This window comes from Streptomyces sp. NPDC000410, from assembly GCF_040300305.1.
Taxonomy (GTDB): domain Bacteria; phylum Actinomycetota; class Actinomycetes; order Streptomycetales; family Streptomycetaceae; genus Streptomyces.
The window spans coordinates 52,601-76,048 of sequence record NZ_JBEPDM010000038.1; the positions used below are offsets into that span (position 1 = coordinate 52,601).

General features: G+C 72.0%; 18 protein-coding genes. 5 read left to right on the forward strand and 13 right to left on the reverse strand.

Annotated elements, in window-relative coordinates; genetic code table 11:
* Nucleotides 1-98 precede the first annotated feature (98 nt).
* Entirely contained in the window at nucleotides 99-281 is a 183-nt protein-coding gene (locus tag ABT342_RS28620; RefSeq protein ID WP_003961784.1) for a DUF6104 family protein, read from the reverse strand.
* A gap of 321 nt (nucleotides 282-602) precedes the next feature.
* On the opposite strand from ABT342_RS28620, the gene fxsT reads away from it, so the two are divergent.
* Nucleotides 603-4,439, forward strand: a complete 3,837-nt coding sequence (gene fxsT / locus ABT342_RS28625) for an FxSxx-COOH system tetratricopeptide repeat protein (RefSeq protein ID WP_351579993.1) — start codon at nucleotides 603-605, stop codon at nucleotides 4,437-4,439.
* 73 nt (nucleotides 4,440-4,512) lie between these two features.
* Here the strand turns inward: fxsT and ABT342_RS28630 are convergent, their stop codons facing one another.
* The 9 genes from ABT342_RS28630 to ABT342_RS28670 form a co-directional block, all read right to left on the reverse strand.
* A complete protein-coding gene (locus ABT342_RS28630) occupies nucleotides 4,513-8,370 on the reverse strand; it encodes a multifunctional oxoglutarate decarboxylase/oxoglutarate dehydrogenase thiamine pyrophosphate-binding subunit/dihydrolipoyllysine-residue succinyltransferase subunit (protein ID WP_351579996.1) in 3,858 nt (1,285 codons plus the stop codon).
* 259 nt (nucleotides 8,371-8,629) lie between these two features.
* Nucleotides 8,630-9,751 (reverse strand): HAMP domain-containing sensor histidine kinase, encoded by a 1,122-nt coding sequence (locus tag ABT342_RS28635; RefSeq protein WP_351579999.1) that lies wholly within the window; start codon nucleotides 9,749-9,751, stop codon nucleotides 8,630-8,632.
* The gene (locus ABT342_RS28640) at nucleotides 9,748-10,491 is read right to left on the reverse strand and encodes a response regulator transcription factor (protein WP_351580002.1); all 744 of its coding nucleotides are present in this window, start codon (nucleotides 10,489-10,491) and stop codon (nucleotides 9,748-9,750) included. Before ABT342_RS28640 ends, ABT342_RS28635 begins: the two co-directional genes overlap by 4 nt.
* A gap of 84 nt (nucleotides 10,492-10,575) precedes the next feature.
* On the reverse strand, nucleotides 10,576-11,319 hold the full coding sequence (locus ABT342_RS28645; protein ID WP_351580005.1) for a spermidine synthase family protein: 744 nt from the start codon (nucleotides 11,317-11,319) through the stop codon (nucleotides 10,576-10,578).
* 39 nt (nucleotides 11,320-11,358) lie between these two features.
* On the reverse strand, nucleotides 11,359-11,961 hold the full coding sequence (locus tag ABT342_RS28650; protein WP_351580008.1) for a hypothetical protein: 603 nt from the start codon (nucleotides 11,959-11,961) through the stop codon (nucleotides 11,359-11,361).
* Nucleotides 11,962-11,969: 8 nt separating this feature from the next.
* Nucleotides 11,970-13,349: a hypothetical protein gene (locus ABT342_RS28655; RefSeq protein ID WP_351580011.1), complete on the reverse strand. Its 1,380-nt coding sequence runs from the start codon at nucleotides 13,347-13,349 to the stop codon at nucleotides 11,970-11,972.
* A complete protein-coding gene (locus tag ABT342_RS28660) occupies nucleotides 13,346-14,149 on the reverse strand; it encodes an ABC transporter ATP-binding protein (protein ID WP_351580014.1) in 804 nt (267 codons plus the stop codon). Before ABT342_RS28660 ends, ABT342_RS28655 begins: the two co-directional genes overlap by 4 nt.
* Entirely contained in the window at nucleotides 14,146-15,282 is a 1,137-nt protein-coding gene (locus ABT342_RS28665) for a zf-HC2 domain-containing protein (RefSeq protein WP_351580017.1), read from the reverse strand. The genes ABT342_RS28660 and ABT342_RS28665 overlap by 4 nt, the downstream gene beginning before the upstream one ends.
* Nucleotides 15,279-15,899 carry an RNA polymerase sigma factor gene (locus ABT342_RS28670; protein WP_351580020.1) on the reverse strand — a complete coding sequence of 207 codons (621 nt, stop codon included), beginning with the start codon at nucleotides 15,897-15,899 and terminating at the stop codon, nucleotides 15,279-15,281. Before ABT342_RS28670 ends, ABT342_RS28665 begins: the two co-directional genes overlap by 4 nt.
* A gap of 57 nt (nucleotides 15,900-15,956) precedes the next feature.
* On the opposite strand from ABT342_RS28670, the gene ABT342_RS28675 reads away from it, so the two are divergent.
* The 3 genes from ABT342_RS28675 to lon all read left to right on the forward strand — a co-directional run bounded on the left by ABT342_RS28675 (nucleotide 15,957) and on the right by lon (nucleotide 20,230).
* Nucleotides 15,957-16,712 carry a rhomboid-like protein gene (locus ABT342_RS28675; protein ID WP_502965633.1) on the forward strand — a complete coding sequence of 252 codons (756 nt, stop codon included), beginning with the start codon at nucleotides 15,957-15,959 and terminating at the stop codon, nucleotides 16,710-16,712.
* A 115-nt stretch (nucleotides 16,713-16,827) separates the two neighbouring features.
* Nucleotides 16,828-17,598, forward strand: coding sequence for a hypothetical protein (locus ABT342_RS28680; protein ID WP_351580023.1), 771 nt, complete (start codon nucleotides 16,828-16,830; stop codon nucleotides 17,596-17,598).
* A 217-nt stretch (nucleotides 17,599-17,815) separates the two neighbouring features.
* Nucleotides 17,816-20,230: an endopeptidase La gene (lon, locus tag ABT342_RS28685; protein WP_351580026.1), complete on the forward strand. Its 2,415-nt coding sequence runs from the start codon at nucleotides 17,816-17,818 to the stop codon at nucleotides 20,228-20,230.
* A 240-nt stretch (nucleotides 20,231-20,470) separates the two neighbouring features.
* Here the strand turns inward: lon and ABT342_RS28690 are convergent, their stop codons facing one another.
* The gene (locus ABT342_RS28690; protein ID WP_351580045.1) at nucleotides 20,471-21,238 is read right to left on the reverse strand and encodes a GntR family transcriptional regulator; all 768 of its coding nucleotides are present in this window, start codon (nucleotides 21,236-21,238) and stop codon (nucleotides 20,471-20,473) included.
* Between the two features lie 7 nt (nucleotides 21,239-21,245).
* On the reverse strand, nucleotides 21,246-21,788 hold the full coding sequence (locus ABT342_RS28695; protein ID WP_351580029.1) for a GntR family transcriptional regulator: 543 nt from the start codon (nucleotides 21,786-21,788) through the stop codon (nucleotides 21,246-21,248).
* A gap of 163 nt (nucleotides 21,789-21,951) precedes the next feature.
* Here ABT342_RS28695 and ABT342_RS28700 point away from each other — a divergent pair, with 163 nt between their 5' ends.
* Nucleotides 21,952-22,371: an ATP-binding protein gene (locus tag ABT342_RS28700; RefSeq protein WP_351580032.1), complete on the forward strand. Its 420-nt coding sequence runs from the start codon at nucleotides 21,952-21,954 to the stop codon at nucleotides 22,369-22,371.
* A 139-nt stretch (nucleotides 22,372-22,510) separates the two neighbouring features.
* On the opposite strand, the gene ABT342_RS28705 is transcribed toward ABT342_RS28700, so the two are convergent.
* A complete protein-coding gene (locus tag ABT342_RS28705) occupies nucleotides 22,511-23,329 on the reverse strand; it encodes a lysozyme (RefSeq protein WP_351580035.1) in 819 nt (272 codons plus the stop codon).
* Between the last annotated feature and the right edge of the window lie 119 nt (nucleotides 23,330-23,448).

A 23,448-nucleotide genomic window follows, 5' to 3' on the forward strand; every position in this document is an offset into this window, starting at 1 on the left:
CTTTGTGGACACGATATATCGCGGCTGGCTCACGTCAAGGGCGTCGCGGGGCCCGGCGGACAGCGCACCGGCGGTGCCCCCGGTGCGAGTCGGTGTGCCTACTCGTCCTCGTCCTCGTCGTCGAGCCGGGCCAGCCACGTGGCCAGCCGCTCGACCGGGACCTCGAAGTCCGGGTTGAGATCGACGAACGTACGCAGCTGCTCGGCGAGCCACTCGAAAGTGACCTCCTCCTCGCCGCGCCGCTTCTCCAGCTCCTCGATGCCACGGTCGGTGAAGTACAAGACATGCTCCTGGTCGGTGGTGCGTGCCGGTGAGGCTTTCACTCCAGCGTATGCGCCGCCCCGGGGCACTCAGTCCAAGGGTGATACGACCCCCTTCAGGGCCCAGGCCACGACGGCCCGGACGGCCCCGGAGACCGCGGCGGCGGCCAGGGTCAGAGCGACTTTCGGAGAGATCCTGCGCTTCATGGTCGGGGTCCCTTCCCGCTGGTGGTGCGGCACGACTGTCCGTCACCAACTCTCGGCGTGCCGAAGGGTGTTGCACGAAGCGCTACGCGTTGCGGATGCTGTGCAACACGGGTCGCGGCAGGGGGAGGCAGGGCGTTGGACGACGAGCTGGTGCCGTACGAGGGCGGGGACGGCAGCCATCCGCTGAAACCGATCCCCGACGACGTCGGGGACGAGTGCCGTGCGCTGGCACTGGAACTGCGCCGGCTCTTCGCCGCGCTGAGGATGTCCGTACGGCGCTACGCGGCCCTCAAGCACCGCAGCGCGGGCAGCGTGAGCCGCTACCTCAGCGGAAGCTGGGTGGCGCCGGACGACTTCGTCGTCACCCTCATGAACGACGCCGCCCGCGAGCTGAACCGGCCGCTGTCCGCCGAGGCCCACGCGCGGGTGATCGCACTGCAACGCAACGCGCTGCGCGTCACCAACGAGACCGGCTGGAGGATCCAGGACCTGGAGGACCGGCTCGTCGGGGCCACCCAGGAGGCCCAGCTGGCCAGGACGAGCGCGGACGCGATGGCCATGGCGTTGCGGGCCGCGCAACAGGCCGTCGTGGAGGCCGACGCCGAGCGGCAGCGGCTGGAGGCCGTCGTCATCACCGAGCGCGCCGACGGCGACGCGGCGATGGAGGTGTTGCATGCCGAGCAACACCGCGTCCGCACCGAGCGCGACCAGTTGCGGGAGCGTGTGGAACAGCTGGAGCAGGCTCTGGAAGCGGCCCAGCGGCGGGTGGAGGCGGCGGAACGGCGCTGCGACGAGCTGGAGCGCGAGCTGGTCGCGGCGGAGGAGGTGGTCGAGGCGGAGGAGGACGAGGGCACGGCCGAGGTGGTCGTCACGGCCGACGCGGGGTCCGGCGGCTCCGCCGTGGAGGCCGAACTGCGGGAGGAACGCGACCGGCTGCGGGCCGAGCTCGACCGGCTGCTGGAGGAGAGGCTGCTCGCGGAGGAGGTGGCCGACATGGTTCCCCTCCACGAGGTGCTGACCGGACTCCCCCCGGGTCCGGCCAGCGGCCCGGCTCCCGCCGACGAGCCCTACGCCGTCGTCTACGCACGGGCGGACGGGCCCTCGGCGAGCTGGATCACCAAGCTGCTCGAGAGCCGCGGCCACGAGGTCACGGCGTACCGCTGGGCCCCGGTCGGGAAGGAGCCGCCCGAGGAAGCACTCAGCCGCCTCCTCGGGACCGGCGCCAAGGTCGTGCTGGTGCTCAGTCGCAACCTCGCGGCGTACGGGCCCGAGGAGCTGAGCTGGGAAGCGGCGGTGAGCGGCATCGTCCGCGGGCGGCCCGACCGGTTCCTGACGGTGTGCCTCGACGACAGCCGGCTGTCCCTGGCCGCGGCCGGGAGCGGGCGGGTCGGACTCGCGGGCGCCGACGAGGCCGAGGCGAAGGTGCGGATGCTGCGGGCGCTGGAATCCTGGACGACGGCCGGACCGGCCCCGGCCGAACCCGCCGCGCCCGCCCCGGTCGTGCCCGCCCGGGTCCCGGCCGTTCCGCCCGGCCGGGCTTCCGTCTTCGGACAGGTACCCCTGCGCAACCCGCGCTTCACGGGCCGCGAGAGTCTGCTGGACGAGCTGCGCGGATCCTTCCGTGACGGCACCCCCGTGCGCGTCCTCGCCGGGATGCCCGGCGTGGGCAAGACCGAGCTGGCCGCCGAGTACGCGCACCGCTTCGGCGACGACTACGACATGGTGTGGTGGGTCGACGCCCGGCGCCCTGTCATGCTGCGCCAGGAGTTCGGGGAACTGGCACAGGCATGGAAGCTGCCGCCCGGTGCCGATCACCGGGACCAGATCCGGGCGGTGCGTGAAGCGCTGCGGCGGGGCATCCCGTACAGCAGATGGCTGATCGTCTTCGACGGCTGGGACGACGACATCGACCCCGCCGTCCTCCCCGAGGGCCTCGGCCACGTCCTGATCACCTCGCGCAACCGGTCCTGGGCGGACCACGCCGACCTGCGCGAGGTGCCGGTCTTCGACCGTGACGAAAGCATCGGCGTCCTGCGGCGCGCCTTCCCGCACTTCTCCGCCAATGAGACCGAGCGGCTGGCCGACGGACTCTTCGACGTGCCCGCGGCCCTGGCGCTGGCCGTGGACCGGCTGGCGGAGTCGCGGACGGGCGCGGCGGACTTCCTGCGCGCACTGGAGGAGGGCGGCCTCTGGTCCGAGCGCGCCCTCGGCGACAGGTGGCCCGACTTCGTCCTCGTCGGCCGGCTGTACGAAGCATCCCCGCACGCCGCGCAGCTGCTGCGGCTGTGCACCGACTTCGCCCCGGGACGGATACCTCTCGGCCGCCTCCGTGACCTTCCGGAGGCCGAACTCCCGGCCGAGCTGGGCTGGATCACCGACTCGGCGGCGTGGTCGGCGGCGCTGCACCACCTCGTCGACTCGTCGCTGATCACACGCGACGAGGAGGACGCGCACCACGGCATGGTCTCCATGCACCCGTTCGTCCACAGCCTCGTCACCCACCATCTCGCCGACGACGGCCACGCACTGCGCCGGACGGCGAACCGCCTGCTGGTGGCGGCGGTCCCGGGCAGGCCGCAGAAGCCCAAGCGATGGCCCCGGTACGCGGAGCTGCTGACGCATCTGGAGCCCTCGGGGGCTCTGGAGAGCCTCGAACCACGCACGATGGCGCTCGTCCTCGACTGCCTGCGCTACTGCGTCCACGGCGGCGACTACCGTACGGGTGCGGCACTGGCGGAGCGCGTACGCGAGCAGTGGCGGACGCGACTCGCCCCCGACGACCGCAAGCTGCGGGAACTGGCGGTGCTGCAAGGCGATCTGCTCCGGGCCTCGGGGGACTTCGACGCCGCGTACGCACTGGACCGGACCGCGCTCGACCCGCAGTCGGCCGACGTGGCCGAGCGCACGACAGCACTCGGCCGCATCGCCGCCGACCACCGGCTTCGCGGGGCGTACGAGGAGGCGCTGCGGACGCAGCGCTCCGTGTTCGAGACGGCGACCCAGCTGTACGGCCCCGACGACCGCAGGACGCTCGCGGCCCAGCACCATCTCGCCGCCGCGCTGCGTCTCACGGGCCAGTACGCCGACGCCCACCGCGAGGAGAGCGACGCGCTCAAGCGCTACGAACGCACGCAGCGGACGGACCACCCCGACGCCCTGGAATCGGCCGGCGGCTTCGCACGGGACCTGCGGCTTATGGGCCGTTACGCGGACGCGCGGGCCCGGCAGGAGCAGACCGTGCGCGTTCAGCGGGCGACGCTCGGACCGAACCACCCGCACACGCTGAGGGCCGAGGCCGAGCTGCTGATGTGCCGGCTGCGGGCGGGAGAGCCCGTGCAGAACATCGGCTCGCGGATGGCCCAGTTGCACGACCGGCTGGAGCGGGCGCACGGCCGCGCCCACCACCGTACTGCCGCCCTCGTCTGCGCCCGGGGCAACCTCCTGCGCGCGCAAGGGGACCTCCAGCAGGCGGAGAGGCTCCTGACGGACGCCGACGACGTGTTCCGCGAACTGCTGGGCACCGAGCACCCGGTGGTCCTCGGCATGCGGAGCAACCTGGCGCTGGGGGCCCTGGCCGTCGGCATGCGCGAGCACGCCCTGAGGACCTGCGACGAGGCGCTGGAGGGCCTCACCGGCGCCTTGGGCGCCGACCACCCGTGGACCCTCGGCTGCGTCCTCAACAACACGGCTGTCTTGAGCGGAAACGGACGGATCCACGAGGCCGTCGAGTTCGGCCGGGACGCCGCCCGCAGAAGCGTGCGGGTCCTCGGCGCCGAGCATCCGCTGACGCTGTCCTGCCACCTCGCCCTCTCCTCCGACCTGCGGGCGATGGGCGAGCACGCCGAGGCCCACGCGATGGAGGAGCACGAGCTCTCGAAGTTCACCACCACGCTCGGCGCCCACCATCCGCTCACCGTGTCCGCCCGCCGCAGGGTCCGGCCGACCTGGGACTTCGAGCCGCAGTTCGACTGACGTGGCGGGAGTACGCCGGAGGGCCCGGCCCCGCGTGACGCGGGGCCGGGCCCTCCGGTAGCCGTAGCCGTGATCAGGCCTCGAAGACCTCGTTCACCAGCTGCTGCTGCTCCGCCTGGTGCCGCTTCGCCGAGCCCACCGCCGGGGACGACGAGTGCGGACGCGAGATGCGGCGCAGGCGCTCGCCGTGCGGGACGTCCGCGCCGACCGCCAGGTCGAGGTGGTCGATCAGGTTGAGCGCGATGAACGGCCAGGCACCCTGGTTCGCCGGCTCCTCCTGGGCCCACAGGTACTTCTCGGCGTTCGGGAACTTGGCGATCTCCTCCTGGAGCTCGGCACCCGGCAGCGGGTACAGGCGCTCCAGCCGGATGATCGCGGTGTCCGTGACGCCACGCTTCTTACGCTCGGCGTCGAGGTCGTAGTAGACCTTGCCGGAGCAGAAGACGACCTTGCGGACGGCGTTCGGGTCGACCGACTCGTCGCCGATCACCGGGCGGAAGCCGCCGGTGAGGAACTCCTCCGCCTGGGACGCCGCGGCCTTCAGACGCAGCATCGACTTCGGGGTGAAGACGATGAGCGGCTTGTGGTGCGGGTTGTGGACCTGCCAGCGCAGCAGGTGGAAGTAGTTCGACGGCAGGGACGGCATGGCGACCGTCATGTTGTTCTGCGCGCAGATCTGGAGGAAGCGCTCCGGGCGGGCGGAGCTGTGGTCCGGGCCCTGGCCCTCGTAGCCGTGCGGCAGGAGCAGCGTGACGCCGGAGGTCTGGCCCCACTTCTGCTCGGCCGAGGAGATGAACTCGTCGACGACGGTCTGCGCGCCGTTGACGAAGTCACCGAACTGGGCCTCCCACATGACCAGCGCGTCCGGGCGGGCCAGCGAGTAGCCGTACTCGAAGCCCATCGCCGCGTACTCGCTGAGCAGCGAGTCGTAGACGTTGTAGCGGGCCTGGTCCTCGGACAGGTAGAGCAGCGGGGTGTAGTCCTCGTTGGTCTCCTGGTCGACGAGGACCGCGTGGCGCTGGCCGAAGGTGCCGCGGCGGGTGTCCTGGCCCGAGAGACGGACCGGGGTGCCCTCCATCAGCAGCGAGCCGATCGCGAGCGTCTCGCCCATGCCCCAGTCGATCGTCCCGTCCTCGATCGACGCCGCGCGGCGCTGCAGCTGGGGCATCAGGCGCGGGTGCACGTGGATGTGGTCCGGGATGTTGACCTGGGACTCCGCGATCCGCTTGACGACCTCCTGGGAGATCGCCGTGGACACCGCGACCGGGAACTCGGCCTGGGCGTCCGGGACATGGACCGGGGCCGGGTGGCTGGTGGCCTCGCGGACCTCGGCGAAGACCTTCTCCAGCTGGCCCTGGAAGTCCTGGAGCGCCTGCTCGGCCTCTTCCAGCGTGATGTCGCCGCGACCGATGAGCGACTCGGTGTAGAGCTTGCGCACCGAACGCTTCTTGTCGATCAGGTTGACCATCTGCGGGTTGGTGAACTGCGGGTTGTCGCCCTCGTTGTGACCGCGGCGGCGGTAGCAGATGAGGTCGATGACGACGTCCTTGTTGAACGTCTGGCGGAACTCGAAGGCGAGCCGCGCCACGCGGACGCACGCCTCCGGGTCGTCACCGTTCACGTGGAAGATCGGCGCCTCGATCATGCGGGCCACGTCGGTCGCGTACATCGACGAACGCGACGACTCCGGGGCGGCCGTGAAGCCGACCTGGTTGTTGATGACGACGTGGACCGTGCCGCCGGTGCGGTAGCCGCGCAGCTGCGACATGTTGAGCGTCTCGGCCACGACGCCCTGGCCGGCGAAGGCCGCGTCGCCGTGCAGGGCGATCGGCATGACGGTGAAGTCCGTGCCGCCCTTGTTGATGACGTCCTGCTTGGCGCGGGCGACGCCCTCCAGGACCGGGTCGACGGCCTCCAGGTGCGACGGGTTCGCGACCAGGCTGACCTTGATCTGCTCGCCGTCCAGGCCGGTGAAGGTGCCCTGGGCGCCCAGGTGGTACTTCACGTCGCCCGAGCCGTGCATCGACTTCGGGTCGAGGTTGCCCTCGAACTCGCGGAAGATCTGCGCGTACGACTTGCCGACGATGTTCGCCAGGACGTTCAGGCGGCCGCGGTGGGCCATGCCGATGACGACCTCGTCCAGGCGGGACTCGGCCGCGGAGTCGATGACCGCGTCGAGCAGCGGGATGACGGACTCGCCGCCCTCCAGCGAGAACCGCTTCTGGCCGACGTACTTCGTCTGCAGGAAGGTCTCGAACGCCTCCGCCGCGTTGAGGCGGCGCAGGATCCGCAGCTGCTCCTCGCGCTCCGGCTTGGCGTGCGGGCGCTCCACGCGGTCCTGGATCCACTTGCGCTGCTTCGGGTCCTGGATGTGCATGAACTCGACGCCGGTGGTGCGGCAGTACGAGTCGCGCAGCACGCCGAGGATGTCGCGGAGCTTCATCATCGACTTGCCGGCGAAGCCGCCGACCGCGAACTCGCGCTCCAGGTCCCACAGGGTGAGGCCGTGCTCGGTGATGTCCAGGTCGGGGTGCTTGCGCTGCTTGTACTCCAGCGGGTCGGTGTCGGCCATGACGTGGCCGCGGACCCGGTAGGAGTGGATCAGCTCGAAGACGCGCGCGGCCTTGGTGACGTCGTCGTCGTGGGAGGCGTCGATGTCCTTGAGCCAGCGGACCGGCTCGTAGGGGATGCGCAGGGCTTCGAAGATCTCGTCGTAGAAGCCGTCCTCGCCGAGGAGGTAGTTCGCGACGATCCGCAGGAACTCGCCGGAGGCGGCGCCCTGGATGACCCGGTGGTCGTACGTCGAGGTCAGGGTCATGACCTTGGAGATGCCCAGCTTGTTCAGGGTGTCCTGGGAGGTGCCCTGGAACTCGGCCGGGTAGTCCATCGAGCCGACGCCCATGATCACCGACTGGCCGGGCATCAGACGCGGCACGGAGTGCACGGTGCCGAGGCCGCCGGGGTTGGTGAGCGAGACGGTGACGCCGGTGAAGTCGTCCATCGTCAGCTTGTTGTTGCGGGCGCGCCGGACGATGTCCTCGTAGGCCTGCCAGAACTCGAAGAAGTTCAGCGTCTCGGCCTTCTTGATGCCGGCGACGACGAGCTGGCGGTCACCGTTCGGCTTCACGAGGTCGATGGCGAGGCCGAAGTTGACGTGCGGCGGCTTGACCAGGACGGGCTTGCCGTCCTTCTCGCCGTACGACCAGTTCATCGACGGCATGGCCTTGATCGCCTGCACCATCGCGTAGCCGATCAGGTGCGTGAAGGAGATCTTCCCGCCCCGGGCGCGCTTGAGGTGGTTGTTGATGACGATCCGGTTGTCGAAGAGCAGCTTCACCGGGACGGCGCGGACGGACGTGGCCGTCGGCAGCTCCAGGGAGGCGTTCATGTTCTTCGCGACGGCGGCGGAGGGGCCGCGCAGGGGGACGAGCTCGGGGCCCTCGGGGGCCTCCTTGGCGGGCGCGGCGGCCTTGGCGGGCGCGGCAGGGGCCGCGGGCTTCGCCGGGGCCGCAGCGGGCGCCGGGGCGGCGGCTGCGGGCTTCGCCGGGGCGGGAGCAGGCGCCGGAGCCTGTGCGGTGCCCGGCGTCTGCGCCGCGGGTGCGGCAGGTGCGGCAGGTGCCGCGGGGGTGGCAGGCGCCGGAGCCTGTGCGGTGCCCGGCGACTGCGCGGTGCCCGCGGCACCGGTCTGGGGGGGAGCGTCCGCGGCGGGGGGCGCCCCCGCGGCGGCGGACCCGGCGGCACCCGCGCCGCCCGGCTTGTAGTCGGCGAAGAAGTCCCACCAGGCGCGGTCGACCGAATTCGGGTCCTGGAGGTACTGCTGGTAGATCTCGTCGACGAGCCACTCATTGGGACCGAACGCGGCAGCGGGGTTCTTCCCCTGCCCGTCAGGGTCGGTCGAAGTGCTCGAGTTACTGGGGGACTGAGACGACACGGCGGCAACCGCCCTCTTCCGCTTCACAAGGTGATGGACAGCGGAAATAAAGGCTACGCCTCCGGGACCGGGAGGTGCAGACCGGGCGTCGCCATCGTCGCGCAAGTCACACCGAGGACCCGGTTTCGGCGTAGGAAATGGCGGGAAACAAGCGTGGTTCCCCTTCGGACCGGGTACGCGTCAGCGCGGCTGCGGCCCGCCGGCCCGCACCCATTTTTCACCTACACGCAGAAGCTGCGCTTCCGGTTCGAACCCTACGTCAACCGCGCTGCTGAGGGACTCCCGGAAGAGTGACCCGGATGCGGCACCCGCGTGCCGATTCGGCCACCCCGATGCGACCCCCGTGCAGCTCGACGGCCCAGCGGGCGATCGCCAGGCCCAGGCCCGTACCGCCGTCGCTGCCCGGCCCGTGCGGGGAAACGACGCTGCCCCGGTTGAACCGTTCGAACACCTTGTGGCGCTCCGACTCCGGGATGCCGGGACCCTCGTCCTGCACCTCCAGCTCCAGGGACTCGGGCCGGGTGCCGCGCCGGGCGCTGACCGTGACCCGGCCGTGCGGCGGGGAGTGCTTCACGGCGTTGTCGATCAGATTGGCCATCACCTGGTGCAGCCGCTCCGCGTCCGCGTGCGCGGTCAGCTCGGGCGGCTGCACCTCCAGGTGCAGATGGACGTCCTTGCGGGTGTGGTTCCCGGAGCCGGAGGTCAGCCCGCGCCGCCCGGCCGCCAGATTGGCCTCTTTCAGCACGCCCGACAGATACGGCCACACCTCGAAGCGCCGTGCTCGCAGCGAGACCACACCGTTGTCGAGCCGGGACAGATCCAGCAGCGTCTCGACCAGCCGGCCGAGGCGCTCGGTCTGTTTCAGCGCGGTGCGCATCGTCTCGGGATCGGCGGCGGAGACCCCGTCCACGACGTTCTCCAGGACCGCGCGCAGGGCCGCGATGGGGGTGCGCAGCTCGTGCGAGACGTTGGCCACCAGCTCCTTGCGGTGCCGGTCCACCGCCTCCAGGTCGTCGGCCATGCGGTTGATCGTGTTCGCGAGGTCGCCGAGCTCGTCGCGGCGGTCCGCGCCGCTCACCCGCCGGGTGTAGTCACCGTGGGATATCGACTTCGCCACGGTGTTCATCTCGTCCAGCGGGGCCGTCAGGCCGTGCCCCACGAACTGGGTGATCAGCAGCGTGGTGATCATCGCGAAGACGGTGATGTAGCGCAGCTCCGCCCCGGTCCTGAAGGCGACCAGCGCCAGGCCCGAGGTGATCAGCACCGAGACCACGACCAGGGCCCCGAGCTTGGTCTTGACCGAGATCTCCACCGACGCGAGCCGGGAGCGGAGGCGGCACGGACTCAGGCCGGGCAGCCTCGGCCGGCGCGGCCGGCTCATGGCGCCGGGGTCTCCAGGGCGTAGCCGACGCCGTGGACCGTACGGATCCGCTCGGCGCCGATCTTCCGGCGCAGCGCCTTGATGTGGCTGTCGACCGTCCGCGTACCCGAGGCATCGGCCCAGTCCCAGACCTCGGCGAGCAGCTGCTCGCGCGAGAGGACCGCGCGAGGCGTGTTCGCCAGGCAGACCAGCAGGTCGAACTCGGTCGGGGTGAGGTGGACGTCCTCGCTCCTGACCCGGACCCGGCGCTGGGCGTGGTCGATCTCCAGCTCGCCGAGGCGCAGGATGCCGCTGCGCGGCGTCACGGCGGCCAGCGCGGCACGCTCGACCCGGCGCAGCAGGACGTGCACGCGCGCGGCGAGCTCGCGCATCGAGAACGGCTTGGTCATGTAGTCGTCCGCGCCGACGCCGAGCCCGACCAGCATGTCGGTCTCGTCGTCGCGGGCCGTGAGCATCAGCACCGGCACCGGCCGCTGAGCCTGCACCCGGCGGCAGACCTCCAGCCCGTCGAAGCCGGGCAGCATCACGTCGAGGACCATCAGATCGGGCTGCCAGGCCTCGGCGGCCTCGACCGCCGCCGGGCCGTCCGTCGCCGTCTGGACCAGGAAGCCCTCGGCGCGCAGCCGGGCTCCGATGGCCTCGACGATGGTGGCGTCGTCCTCGACCACCAGCACCCGGCGCTGGGCACTGGCCGTCGCATACGACGCGGCGCCGTTATTGCTGGTGTGTGTCTGCTCCATCGCCCCGCCCCTGTCGCGCACTGCGAGCTGCGTGTAGATCGGTCTGTCAGGTCAGTCAGCGTAAAGGCATCGCTCGCGTCCCGGCTACGCAGGGCGAACAGCGAGGTGGACCACGTCCGGTACGCCTCGGGCAACGCGGATCTCTTCCGTCCTTACCCCGTTGAATCCGGCATTCCGCAATGACTCTTCGAAATCGCCGGAGGGCCTGGCCGACCATACGGCGAGCACTCCGCCGGGGGCCAATCGCCGTGCGCAGGCGGCGAGTCCGGCGGGTGAGTACAGGCTCGCGTTGTCCTCGGTGACGGTCCAGTCGGGGCCGTTGTCGATGTCGAGGCAGAGGGCGTCGTACGTGTCTGAAGCGTTATGGACGTACGAGACGAGGTCCGTGTGGATGATCTCGGCCCGGGGGTCGGCGAGGGCGTCGGCGGTGATCGAGGAGAGCGGGCCTGACACGTGCCAGTCGATGATCGCCTGCTCGCGTTCGACGACGGCGATACGGCCCCAGGCGGGGTTGGCGGCGGCATGGGCGAGGGAGAAGCCGACGCCGAGCCCGCCGATCAGCACGGAGGGCCCGGCGGTCGCGATGGCCCCGGTGGTCCCGGTCGGCGGGTCGGGGCGGTCGGCGAGCGTGTCCAGGGCCGCGTCGATCAGCAGGCGTTCCGAGCGGCCGTCCGAGGTGTCCATCAGGAAGCAGCCGTTGGCGATGATCTCGTGGACGTCCCCGTCCGGGCCGCGGCGTCGCCGCAGGACGACCTCGCCGTACGGTCCTTCGCGCCGGTCGAGCGTCCGGGGGCCTGGGACATCGGTGATATCGCTGGGCAGAACCATGATCTCCAGGTTACTGAGCCGGGGCGGCCGCCCGCTGCGTCATCCGCCTTCCGGACGGGCCCCGCGCCACACGTACAGCGCGCCCCCGGCGACGTACGCGGACAGCGCCACCACCCATGCCGCGACCTGGGGGCCCGGCTGCATCGGCCAGGCCCACACGGCCGCCGCGCCGCCCGGGACGCCGGGCGCCGCCAGATAGACCGCGCTGAGGTACGCCGTCAGGGGCAGCCAGCTGATCCGCGCCCCCAGCAGCGCCGCCGTCCCCGCCGTCACTCCTGCCGCGCCGAGCAGGTTGCGCACCATGGCCGGGGCGCCGAACTCCTCCGGATGCCCGGGTACGGAGAGCGCCAGCACTAGTCCCGCGAACGCGGTGAGCCCGAGCAGTTGGCGCAGCCTGCGCGGCGGCCAGGGGCGTACGGCCGTACGGTCCAGCTCGTCGGAGTGCGTGAACAGACTCGTACCGATGGCCGAGGCGGCGAGCAGGGGTGCGAGTACGACGACGGGGACGCGTGCGGTGTGGTCGAACGCCTCCGATGCCTGAAGGCGCCAGGCGCACCACGCGGCGGCGACGGCGGTGGTGACGAGGACGGAGAGGGTGACGGGGAGGGCGCGGGAGCGGGCGTGGAGCAGGGGAAGTCTCATGGGAACTCTCATGGGACGGGCACCTGCGCGGCGTCGCAGCGGTCGGCGGACAGGTAGCGGGCGAGGTAGGCGCGCTGGTCGGCGGGGGACTTGGCTTCGAGGCGGGCGAGGTGGCGGAGCTCGGCGGGGCCCAGGATCGGGCCGAGGCCGTCGGCGGGGGAGAGCCATGCGCCGACCGCGTTGTTGACGGCCAGGGCCCGTTCCCAGTCCGGCGCTTGGAAATCGGCGTCCTCGCAGGACTCTGAGAACAGGTGGTCCACCGCCGAGTCGGCGTACGCGACGGGGTCCTTCAGCCGCCCGCGTACGGAGTCGAACGCGGGCGGGGGCAGTTGGGCCTCGCCCTCGGCGGGGTTCGGGTCGACCCAGCGGGTGGGCGCGCCGGGGACGCCCCGGAGCCGGGCGTTCAGCGGGGCGAGGGCCGCCGAGACGGCGGGCAGCAGGGCGCGGTCGACCGCGCTGACGCAGACCTGCGGGGTGCCGTCGTCACAGACGGGGCGCGCGGCCCACGGGTCGGGGCGCCACAGCCCGTCCCCGGTCTGCGCGATGAGGACGGCGGCGGCGCAGGCGGCGGTGAGCGGGACGAGCGCGGTGGCGCGGCGGCGGGCGGCGTAGGCGAGCAGTACGGCGGCGGCGAGGCCCCCGGCCCAGACCATGCTCACCGGCCCGAACCACCAGACGGGCCGGTCCAGGAAGTAACTGTGCTGGTTGGCGGGATTCAGCCAACGGGCGGGTGGCTCGCTGTAGTTCGGGTAGGCGAGGCCGACGTAGGTGACGACGGCCAGCAGCGGCGCGGTGAACCGCCAGGGGATCGCCCTGCCCAGGACGAACCCGACGGTCCCGAGCGAGGCCAGGACCACCGCGTCGGCGGCGACCAGCTCCAGGTGCGGGGCGCCGCCGCTGACGTACGGCCAGGTGGCGAGGAGGCAGCCCGCGGCGGCGATCAGGTACCCGACGGCGGGCCAGAGAGCGATGGGCGCGGCGGCGAGCAGCGTCTGCCGCAACGGGCTGCCGGGCAGCGAGGCCCGCCAGGCTCCCGTGCCGCGCCGCCGCTCCCGCCCGCCCTGCCAGCACCCGGCCGCCACGGCGAGCGGCCCGCAGAGCAGCACGCCGGCGACCCGGAGGAGGTCGGTCGCGTCGGTCCAGCGGTTCTGCCAGCCGTTGACATAGTCGGCCTTCCCGTACATGGCCACGGCGACGACGACGGCGGTCCCGGCCCCGGCCCAGGGCCCGACGCCGCGCCGTAGCTCGGTGCGCAGGGCGCGCGGCGCCCGCCGCCGCGCGTGCGGGGTGCCGGGGGCGGTGGGTGTGCCGTGTGGCGTGGTGGTGGTGTCGGAGGCGGGCGGTGCTGCGGGCGCGGGAGGCCTGGGAGAGGAGTCGTGTGTCGTCATCGGGAGGCTCCCGTCGGGCCGGCCGGTGCCGCGTCGGCGGCGCGGGAGCGGTGGGTTCGGAGGGCTGTCGTGTAGCCGCGTTCGATGGCGTTGGCCGTGTCGTCCGCCGAGTCCTCGCCCAGCGCGGTGAGTTCGTCCGTCGTGCCGCGGAAGGCGACCCGGCCCGCGTCGAGGAGGGTCACCTCGGTACAGGCCGCCGCGACGTCCTCGACGAGGTGGGTGGAGACGATCACGGTGGAAGCGGTGCCCACGTCGCGGAGCAGTGCTCTGAATTCGACCCGCTGCTCCGGATCGAGACCGGCCGTCGGCTCGTCCAGCAGCAGCAACTCCGGTTCGTTGACGATCGCCTGGGCGATGCCGACGCGCCGCACCATGCCGCCCGAGAGCGTCTTCACCTTCGCGTCGATCCGGGCGGTGAGCCCCACCCGGTCGACCGCGCGCTCCACGGCGGCGGGGACCAGGGCCGGGTCCATGTCCTTCAGCCACGCGACGTACGCGACGAACTCGCGCACCGTGAAGCCCGGGTAGTAGCCGAAGTCCTGTGGCAGATAGCCGAGCCGCCGCCGGATCTCGGTGCGATCGCGGGGCGCGGCGGCATCCCTGCCGAGCAGTTCCACGCGCCCGGCGGTGGGCGCGGCGACGGTCGCCAGGACCCGGATGAGCGAGGTCTTGCCCGCGCCGTTCGGGCCGAGCAGGCCGTGTACGCCGGAGCCGAAGCCGAGCCGGACCGCGTCGAGCGCCACGGTGCGGCGGTGCCGGACCGTCAGCTCGTCGACGGCGACGGTGTGGACGGAGTTCACGGGTTCCCCCAGTGTCCGAAGGACGGATAGTCGAACGCCCGCCTGCGCAGGGCGAGCAGCCCCGCGCAGGCGGCGGCCGCGGCGGCCCAGACGGTCTGGGCCGCCGGGCCGGAGACGTACGGGGCGATGCGGCCGGTGAGTTCGGCGGCCGGTGCGGTGAGCAGCCGGCCGGCCAGCAGCGCCGGGCCGAGGGTCGCGCCGAGCCAGCCGACGGCGAGCACCGAGGCGGCCGTGCGGCACCCCACGTAGGAGCCGAGCGCGAGCGCCGCGAGGGTGAGCGCGAGTCCGGGCAGCAGCCAGGCGGCCGCGCCCGGCGCACCGGTCAGCGGCGGCAGCAGCGCTCCCGAGGCCGTCAGCAGCGGCACGCTCACCGCCAGCACGGTGGCGGTCCGCGTCAGCAGCAGGCGCAGTCCGCCCGCCGGGGTCGAGGCGGCGACCTCGTGCATCGGGTCGGCGTGGCGCCCGTACGACACCGCCACCCCGGCGAGCGGCAGCACGGGCGCGACGGCCAGCAGCAGCGGCCGCGCCCCCGTGAACCCGGCCCCGTACGCCAGCCCCACGGCCCCCACGACCACCAGCGCGAGCGCGACGAGCCAGGCCCCGTGCAGGGCCGGTCCGACGATCCAGGCCCGCCTCGCGGCCCATCGGGCGCGGCCGCGGCCCATCGGGCCCTGCCGCACCGCGTGCCCCTCGGCCGCGGCCGAGGCCGCCCCTGCCGCCTCCGTCAGGAGTGCCGTACGGACCGACTCCAGCACCGTCCCCGCCGAGGTCGCGCGGACGGCGGCCGAGACGCGTGCGGCGCAGGCGGCGCAGGATTCGACGTGCTTCTCCAGGGACCAGGCGTCCGGGTCGGGGAGCGTCCCGGCGGCGTAGCGGCCGGCCAGGGCGTCGGTCACATGCCAGTCGCGGGTCCGCCGGTCACGGGCGCGGCCGTCGCTGTCGTGGGCGGCGTCATGGGCGCCGCCACGAGCACCGTCGCGGTCGCCGTCGCGGTCGCCGTCACTGGCGCGGGCGCGGGCGCGGTCGAGGGCGCCGTCGCGTTGGCGGGCGCCGTCACGGGCGCCTTCACGAGCACCGTCGCGGTCGCCGTCACTGGCGCGGACGCGGTCACGGGCGCCGTCGCGGGCAGTCATGCGGTGCCTCCCAGGGGGTCGGCGGCGGGCGCCAGGTGGGCGAGGGTGGCGCGCAGTTCGCGGCGGGCGCGGCGAGCGCGGGTCTTGACGGTGCCCTCGGGTATGCCGAGGAGGCGCGCGGCCTCGCGGGTGGTCAGACCGTCGATGACCGTGGCGCGCAGGACGTCCCGCAGCTCGGGCGAGATGCGGTCGAGGGCGGCGCCCACATCCCCGTACTCCAGTCCCGCCAGCACCCGTTCCTCCGCCGACGGCACGGACGGGGCCGGGAGCCGGTCGACGGGCGCCGGTTCGTCGGCGGTACGCCCCTGGGCGCGCCGCGCGTCGACGAGGCGGCGGGCCGCGATGGTCCAGAGCCAGCCGCCCGCCTCGCCGCCGCGGTGCGAGGCGGCGGACCGCCAGACGGTGACGAAGGTGTCCTGGAGGACTTCCCGTACGGTCTCGGGGTCCGCGCAGCGGCGGGTCAGACGGGCGTGCAGCCAGCCCGCGTGCCGGTCGTAGAGCGCGGCGAGCGCGTCCGCGTCCCGGTGCGTCGCGACGCGGCGCAGCAGTGCCGCGTCGTCACCGTCACCGTCCCGGTCTTCGTCCCGGTCCTCGCCCTTGGGGCGCAACAGTCTCACGCACTCTCTATCGCTCGGAGCGCGCCAACCGGTTCTCCTGTTCGCCTGTGTTCTCCTGTGTCGCACGCCATAGGCGGGGAGTTGGACGACGTGCGGGGTGATCGCGTTGGCTGGGGAGCGTACGGGCCGTCGATCCTAAGGAGCCCTCGCGTGGTGCGGCGGCCCGAGTCATCCGACCGCGGTCTGCCGGGTTCGCCCGCGCGGCTCCTGCCCACCCCGGCCGGAACCCCGTTCACCTTCTGCTACGCGCTCGTCCTCGTCGCCACCTCCCTGTACGCCGAGTACGGCGATCCGGCCACCGTCTCCGCCCTGTTGCGCGGTTCCAGCACGGATGTCGCCCATCTGGCCGTCGCCCCGATGCTCGTGCTCGTCGCCAGCGCGCTGTGGGTCGCGGGCGGACTCGCGTCACCGCTCGCCGTCGTCTTCCTGTTCGTGCTCACCGCGCTGGAGCGCCGGATCGGTGCGTGGCGCGCCGCCGGGGTCTTCCTGGGCGGGCATGTCGTGGCGACCCTCGCCACGGAGATCCCGGTCGGGCTCCTTGTCGCGGCCGGGCAGTTGCCCGGATCCTCCCTGCACCGGCTCGACTACGGCATCAGTTTCGGCCTGCTGGCGAGCGTCGGTGCGCTGGCCGGGCTGTTCGCCCCGGTGCCACGGGCCGTGGTCCTCGGGTGGGTGTCGGTGGTGCTGCTGGGCAATCTCCTGGCCTTCGAGGACCCGCTCGCCGACGCGGGCCATCTGCTGGCGCTTCTCGTCGGTGTGGCGAGCCTGCCCGTCGTACGACGCGGGGCGTACAGCGAAGAGCCATGCGGGTGATGAAGGAGTTGATATACGAGCAAATCGGATTTTTGGGGCGCAAAGTGTACGCGTCCGCGTCTCTTCGCAACAGGAGAACCGCATGCCCTCCATGCCCCGACTGTCACGTGCAGCCGTGCGTAGCCTGGCCGTCGCCACCACCATCGTGGCCGCGGCGGCCGCCACGTGCGCCCCCTCCCAGGCCGCCCATCCCGCCCAGTCGTCCCACCAGTGCGTGGTCAACGGCGAGGCGGTGCCGCCCAGCGACACCGTCTACGGCACGCCCGGAAACGACATCATCGAGTGTGAGAACGACGTCGAGAACGTCGTCATCTGGGGCGGTGAGGGCGACGACAGTATCCGGGTCAAGGGTCTGATCATCGACTCGCAGGTCCTCGGTGGGGACGGCAACGACACCATCCAGACCTCGCACCTGCTGCCGCGCGAGTCGTTCTCCACGGTCCGGGGGAACGCCGGCAACGACACCATCATCGTCGCCACGGTGATCGGTACGGCCGACGCCGAGGCCACGGTCTACGGCGACCAGGGCGAGGACAAGATCACCGTCGGCAGCGTCTTCGGCGCGCCCGGCTCGCACGCCCGGGGCGGCGGCCAGGTGTTCGGCAACGACGGCGCCGACAAGATCTACACCGGGACCATCGACTTCGGCGGCCGCGTCCTCGGCGGCAGCGAGAACGACCTCATCGAGGCCAAGGCCGTCGGCCCCGAGGCCGGCGGCGAGATCCAGGGCGGACCCGGCGCCGATGTCATCACCGGCCCCGAGGGCAAGGTGCTGAGCGCCGGACCCGGCTGGGGCGTCGTGGACGGCGGCCTCGCCATGGACACCTGCAAGGTCGTCCACTCCAACCCGCAGCGGGCGCGCAGCACCATCGCCAGCTGCCCCTGATCGGGCATCGCTCGCCTGCCCGTCTGTCTGTCGTCTGTCTGTCTGTCGTCACCGGCCGGGTGGCCTCCCGTTTTCCTCTGGGAGGCCACTCGGCCTTCGCGTGTCCCCGTCGGCGGTGTTCGCCGTGATCGCTCACGGCGAACACTCCCGGGGGAACATCCGGCGACCCTTCTGCATTGAGTCGGTACAGCTCAACTTGACTGCTGAAGGGGAGATCATGGCTGCTGAGTCCTCGGCCCACAACAACGCCCTCACCCTGCCGGTGCTTCCGCTCGACGACGAGGTCGTGCTGCCCGGAATGGTGGTACCGCTCGACCTCTCCGACGCCGATGTCCGCGCCGCGGTCGAGGCCGCCCAGGCCGCCGCCCGTGCGGAGCCGGGCAAGCCCAGGGTGCTCCTCGTGCCGCGGATCGACGGGACGTACGCCGCGACCGGTGTGCTCGGCACCGTCGAACAGGTCGGCCGGCTCTCCGACGGCGACCCCGGCGCGCTCATCCGCGGGCGTGGCAGGGTGCGGATCGGCGCGGGTACGACCGGTCCCGGCGCGGCCCTGTGGGTCGAGGGCACCCGGGTCGAGGAGAGCGTGCCCGATCCTCTGCCCGGCCAGGTCGCCGACCTCGTCAAGGAGTACAAGGCCCTCGCCACGAACTGGCTGAAGAAGCGCGGCGCCTGGCAGGTCGTGGACCGCGTCCAGCAGATCGACGACGTGTCCGCCCTCGCCGACAACTCCGGCTACTCGCCGTTCCTGACCACCGCCCAGAAGGTGGAACTGCTGGAGACCGCCGACCCGGTCGCCCGGCTCAGGCTCGCCACCGAGCAGCTCCGCGAGCACCTCGCCGAGCAGGACGTCGCCGAGTCCATCGCCAAGGACGTCCAGGAGGGCGTCGACAAGCAGCAGCGCGAGTTCCTGCTGCGCCGCCAGCTCGAAGCCGTACGCAAGGAGCTGCGCGAGCTGAACGGCGAGTCCGAGGGCGACGAGACCGACGACTACCGGGCCAGGGTCGAGTCCGCCGACCTCCCCGAGAAGGTCCGCGAGGCCGCCCTCAAGGAGGTCGAGAAGCTGGAGCGGTCCAGCGACCAGAGCCCCGAGGGCTCCTGGATCCGCACCTGGCTCGACACCGTCCTCGAACTGCCGTGGAACGAACGCACGGAGGACGCGTACGACATCCAGGGCGCCAAGGCGACCCTCGACGCCGAGCACGCGGGCCTCGACGACGTGAAGGAACGGATCACCGAGTACCTGGCGGTGCGCAAGCGCCGCGCCGACCGGGGCCTCGGCGTGGTCGGCGGACGGCGCGGGGGCGCGGTCCTCGCGCTCGTCGGCCCGCCCGGCGTGGGCAAGACCTCGCTCGGCGAGTCCGTCGCCCACGCGATGGGACGCAAGTTCGTCCGGGTCGCGCTCGGCGGCGTACGGGACGAGGCGGAGATCCGCGGCCACCGGCGTACGTACGTCGGCGCGCTGCCCGGCCGTATCGTCCGCGCCATCAAGGAGGCCGGGTCCATGAACCCGGTGGTCCTGCTCGACGAGATCGACAAGGTCGGCTCCGACTTCCGGGGCGACCCGGCGGCCGCGCTGCTGGAGGTGCTGGACCCGGCGCAGAACCACACCTTCCGCGACCACTACCTGGAGGTCGAACTCGACCTGTCCGACGTCGTCTTCCTGGCGACGGCGAACGTGCTGGAGGCCATCCCGGAGGCACTGCTCGACCGGATGGAACTGGTCAGGCTCGACGGGTACACCGAGGACGAGAAGGTCGTCATCGCCCGCGACCACCTGCTCCCGCGCCAGCTGGAGCGGGCCGGCCTGGCCGGTGGCGAGGTGACCATCGACGAGTCCGCGCTGCGCAAGCTGTCCGGCGAGTACACCCGCGAGGCGGGCGTGCGGAACCTGGAGCGGGCCATCGCGCGACTGCTGCGCAAGGTCGCGGCCCAGCACGAACTGGGCGAGCGGGAACTGCCGTTCACCGTCACGGACGGGGAGCTGCGCGGGCTGATCGGGCGCCCCCACCACGTCCCCGAGTCCGCCCAGGACCCCGCCGAGCGCCGAACGGCCGTGCCCGGCGTGGCGACCGGGCTCGCGGTCACCGGCGCGGGCGGCGACGTGCTGTACGTGGAGGCGTCGCTGGCCGACCCGGAGACGGGCGGGGCGGGGCTGACCCTGACCGGCCAGCTCGGCGACGTGATGAAGGAGTCCGCGCAGATCGCGCTCTCCTTCCTCCGCTCGCACGGAGCCGAGCTGGAACTGCCGGTGACGGGGCTGAAGGACCGGGGCGTGCACATCCACTTCCCGGCGGGCGCGGTCCCCAAGGACGGCCCGAGCGCGGGCATCACGATGACGACGGCGCTCGCGTCGCTGCTGTCGGGCCGGCTGGTCCGTACGGATGTGGCGATGACCGGTGAGGTGTCGCTGACCGGGCGGGTGCTGCCGATCGGCGGCCTGAAGCAGAAGCTGCTGGCCGCGCACCGGGCGGGGACCACGACCGTCGTGATCCCCAAGCGGAACGAGGCGGACCTGGACGACGTCCCGGCCGAAGTCCTGGAGAAGCTGGAGGTCCACCCGGTGACCGACGTCCGCCAGGTCCTGGAGATCGCCCTCGCCCCGGCGGAGGTCCCGGTGGCGGCGGCCGCGTAACCCTCGGGCGGGGCCGTCGAGCGGGCCCCACCGGCCCCTTCGGCTGACGGGCCGGGCCCGGCACCTCGCCGGGCCCGGCCCGCCCGCGTGTCCTCCCTCGGCCTCGACCGGGACCGCGTGGCGCGGGTCGGAGGGGCGAGGGTCGCGTCAACCGGCTGCGGGCCACCACCTGGGTCAGAACTCCGTTCGCGGACGGCTCCTCGACCTCCTCGGGGTCCAGGTCCCGGCACCGACCTTCGATCACTCCGGTGTGAACTCGTACTGCACCTCGTACAGGTGACCCGCCTTGACCATCACCGTGGCTTCAACGGGGCGCTCGTGGTCGGTGAAAACCACACGCAATGTACGCAACACGGGGAGATTGCCCGGGAGTTGGAGTGCCTGGTACTGCTCCTGCGTCGGAACGCGGGCGGAGACCCGGTCCACGCTCAGCCGGGGCGGGTGGCCGAGTTCGGCGAGAAACGTGGGCGTGCCGCCCTGGATCCTGCGACGCTCCGCCAGACGGGTGCCAACCGCGATCTCCAGCGGGTAGTAGGACATGACCAACTCTGCGGGCTGGTCGTCGATGGTGAGCACCTGCGAGCGGAGCAGCGCGGTGCCGCCCGCCGCCAGGTCGAGGGCGTCAGCGACATCCGAGGGCGGGGTCGCCTCCGTCACATCGAGCAGCCTGATATGCGCTCGGGCTCCGGCTTTGGTCGCTTCGCTCAGCCAACGGTACGGTTCGCCCTGCTCAGCCGGTGCCATGTACGAGGCGGGCCGTATGGTTCGCTGCCGGTGTTCGCGTACCGTCACCGCCGCGCCCGCGCGGCCGACCACGAGACGCTCGCTCTTGAGGAGTTGCAGCGCCTTCTGGACGGTGGCGTTCGACGCGTCGAAACGGTCCTTCAACTGCGTCGTGGAGGGCAGCTTGGCGCCCGGTGCCAGGTCACCGCTCATGATTTCGTCGCGCAGGTCGGCGGCGATCCGCTCGTGGAGGGAACGGCGGTCGAACTCGTCCGCGGCGGTCATCGGCACGTCATCCGATCCTGATCTCGTAGCGCAGGCGCTGCATGTGCGCGGGCATGGTCATCATGTCGACCTGTAGTGGGCGATCAGCCTCGTCCAGGGTCAGTCGCGTCAGATGCAGCACGGGCTGATCGAGCCCGAGCTGGAGGGCCTGGCGCTCGTCGGCGTTCGGCATGCGCGCGACCACGTCCTCCCGGGCTCGTGCCCCGCGGTACCCGAGCTCAGCGAGCAGCGTGACGGCGCCTCCTGGGATCTTGGCGGTGCCGGCCAAGGCGGTTCCACGCGCGATGTGTGCGGGATAGTACGTGTCGGTCAACTCGCAGGGCTGGTCGTCGAGGTACATCATCCGCCTGCGGACGACGACGAGGCGGCCCTCCGGAACCCCGAGCAGCTCCGCCACCACCGGCACCGGTGCTGTTTCGTCGGCGCTGATGATGCGCTGTCTTCCACGACCGCCTCGGGCGGCGGCCTCGGCGCTCCACGCATCGGTCTGCCCCGTCGCGCGCGGCGTCAGGTACGGCATCGAGGTGCTTACCCACTCGCTGCTGCTCACCGGATTCCTCCTGCACTGCCGTCCTGGTCGCCCCGATCTCGCCGCGTTACACGGTAAGTGAATCACCCGTCGCCTCTACCCCCTGGGCAACCTTGCTGCTTTTCGTGAATAGCGATACGGTCTGCGGTGACCGTACAGCCAAGGTTCGAGGCGGTGATTCACCGTGCCCCTGACACGGCAACAGCGATTCCCGCGATCGCGCAGATCCGTCCCCGCTGCCCGCGACTTCGTCGGTGCCACTGTGACGGAATGGGGTTTCGGAGGCCGGGAGTACGACATACGGCTCTGCGTCTCGGAACTCGCGACGAACGCGCTGCTGCATGGCGTACCGCCGGGCCGGGAGATGTGTGTGGCCCTCAGCGTGCTCTCCGACGTCATGCGGATCGAGGTCAGGGACAGCGGAGACGGTGACCCCGAGATCCGCCATGTCCCGGCCGGAGAATGCACCGGCCGCGGCCTCTGGGTGGTACGCGAGATCGCCGATGACTTCTGCGTCCGCGAACACGTTGTGGGCAAGACCGTCTGGGCGAGCTTCAAGGTGGACCAGCAGCCGGGGGCGTGGCCTGGACGCGCCGGGCGTTGAGACTCCCGGCCCGGGCCTCCCTCCCCACGCCCGCCTGGGACTCCCCCTGTGCCCGCAGGGCACAGGGGGAGTGAGGCGCGGGGGTTCGGGGGCAGTGCCCCGAAAGCCGGGGGGCTGGGGCGGAGCCCCAGTTGCCACGTCAGCCGTTCGCGAGAGCCACGACCCGGTCCAGCGCACCATTGAACTTGTTGTGGTCGCCCACGATCGGGCCGGACGACGTGTACTGCCACATCGTGTAGTAGGCCCAGCCCGCCGGGAGGGTGCCCGGGGTGGTGTTGTAGCGCGCTATCCACAGGGGGTTGGAGGCGCCGAAGCCGCCGTAGTTGCCGGTGCACTGCGTCCACCAGGTGGTGGCGGTGTAGATCACGGCGTCGCGGCCGGTACGGGCCTTGTAGCGGTTCAGGAAGTCGCGTATCCAGCTGACCATCGCCGACTGGGACTTGCCGTAGCACGTGGCGCCGTACGGATTCCACTCGATGTCCAGCGCGCCCGGCAGGGTCCTGCCGTCGCGGGACCAGCCGCCGCCGTTGTTGACGAAGTAGTCCGCCTGCGTGGCGCCGCTCGTGGTGTCGGGAGTGGCGAAGTGGTACGCGCCGCGGATCATGCCGACGTTGTACGAGCCGTTGTACTGCTGCGCGAAGTAGGGGTTCTTGTAGTACGTGCCCTCGGTGGCCTTGACGTAGGCCCACTTCACGCCGCTGCTCCAGAGCGACGACCAGGCGACGTTGCCCTGGTGGCTGGAGACGTCGACGCCTTCGGTCTGGGCGACGCGGGTGTCGCGCGGCAGGGCGCCCCGGCCGTCGTGGGCCTCGACGCCCATGCCCATGTGGGCGGAGCCGCGAGGGGGTTTGTCGGCGGCGGTGGCCGCCGCGCCGGGGAGGGTCAGGAGGAGGGCCAGGACGGTGAGGAGTGCACCGGCCGCGGCGAAGCGGGTCGTTCCGGATCTGTGCACGGGCATAACGTGCCTCCGAAAGGCCTCAGTGGGGGGGTGCCCCTATGGGTTTGGTCAACCCGTGGGGGCGGGTTGGGGGTCGTAGAAGGTGCCGTCGCGGAGCATGGCGAAGAGGACGTCGGCTC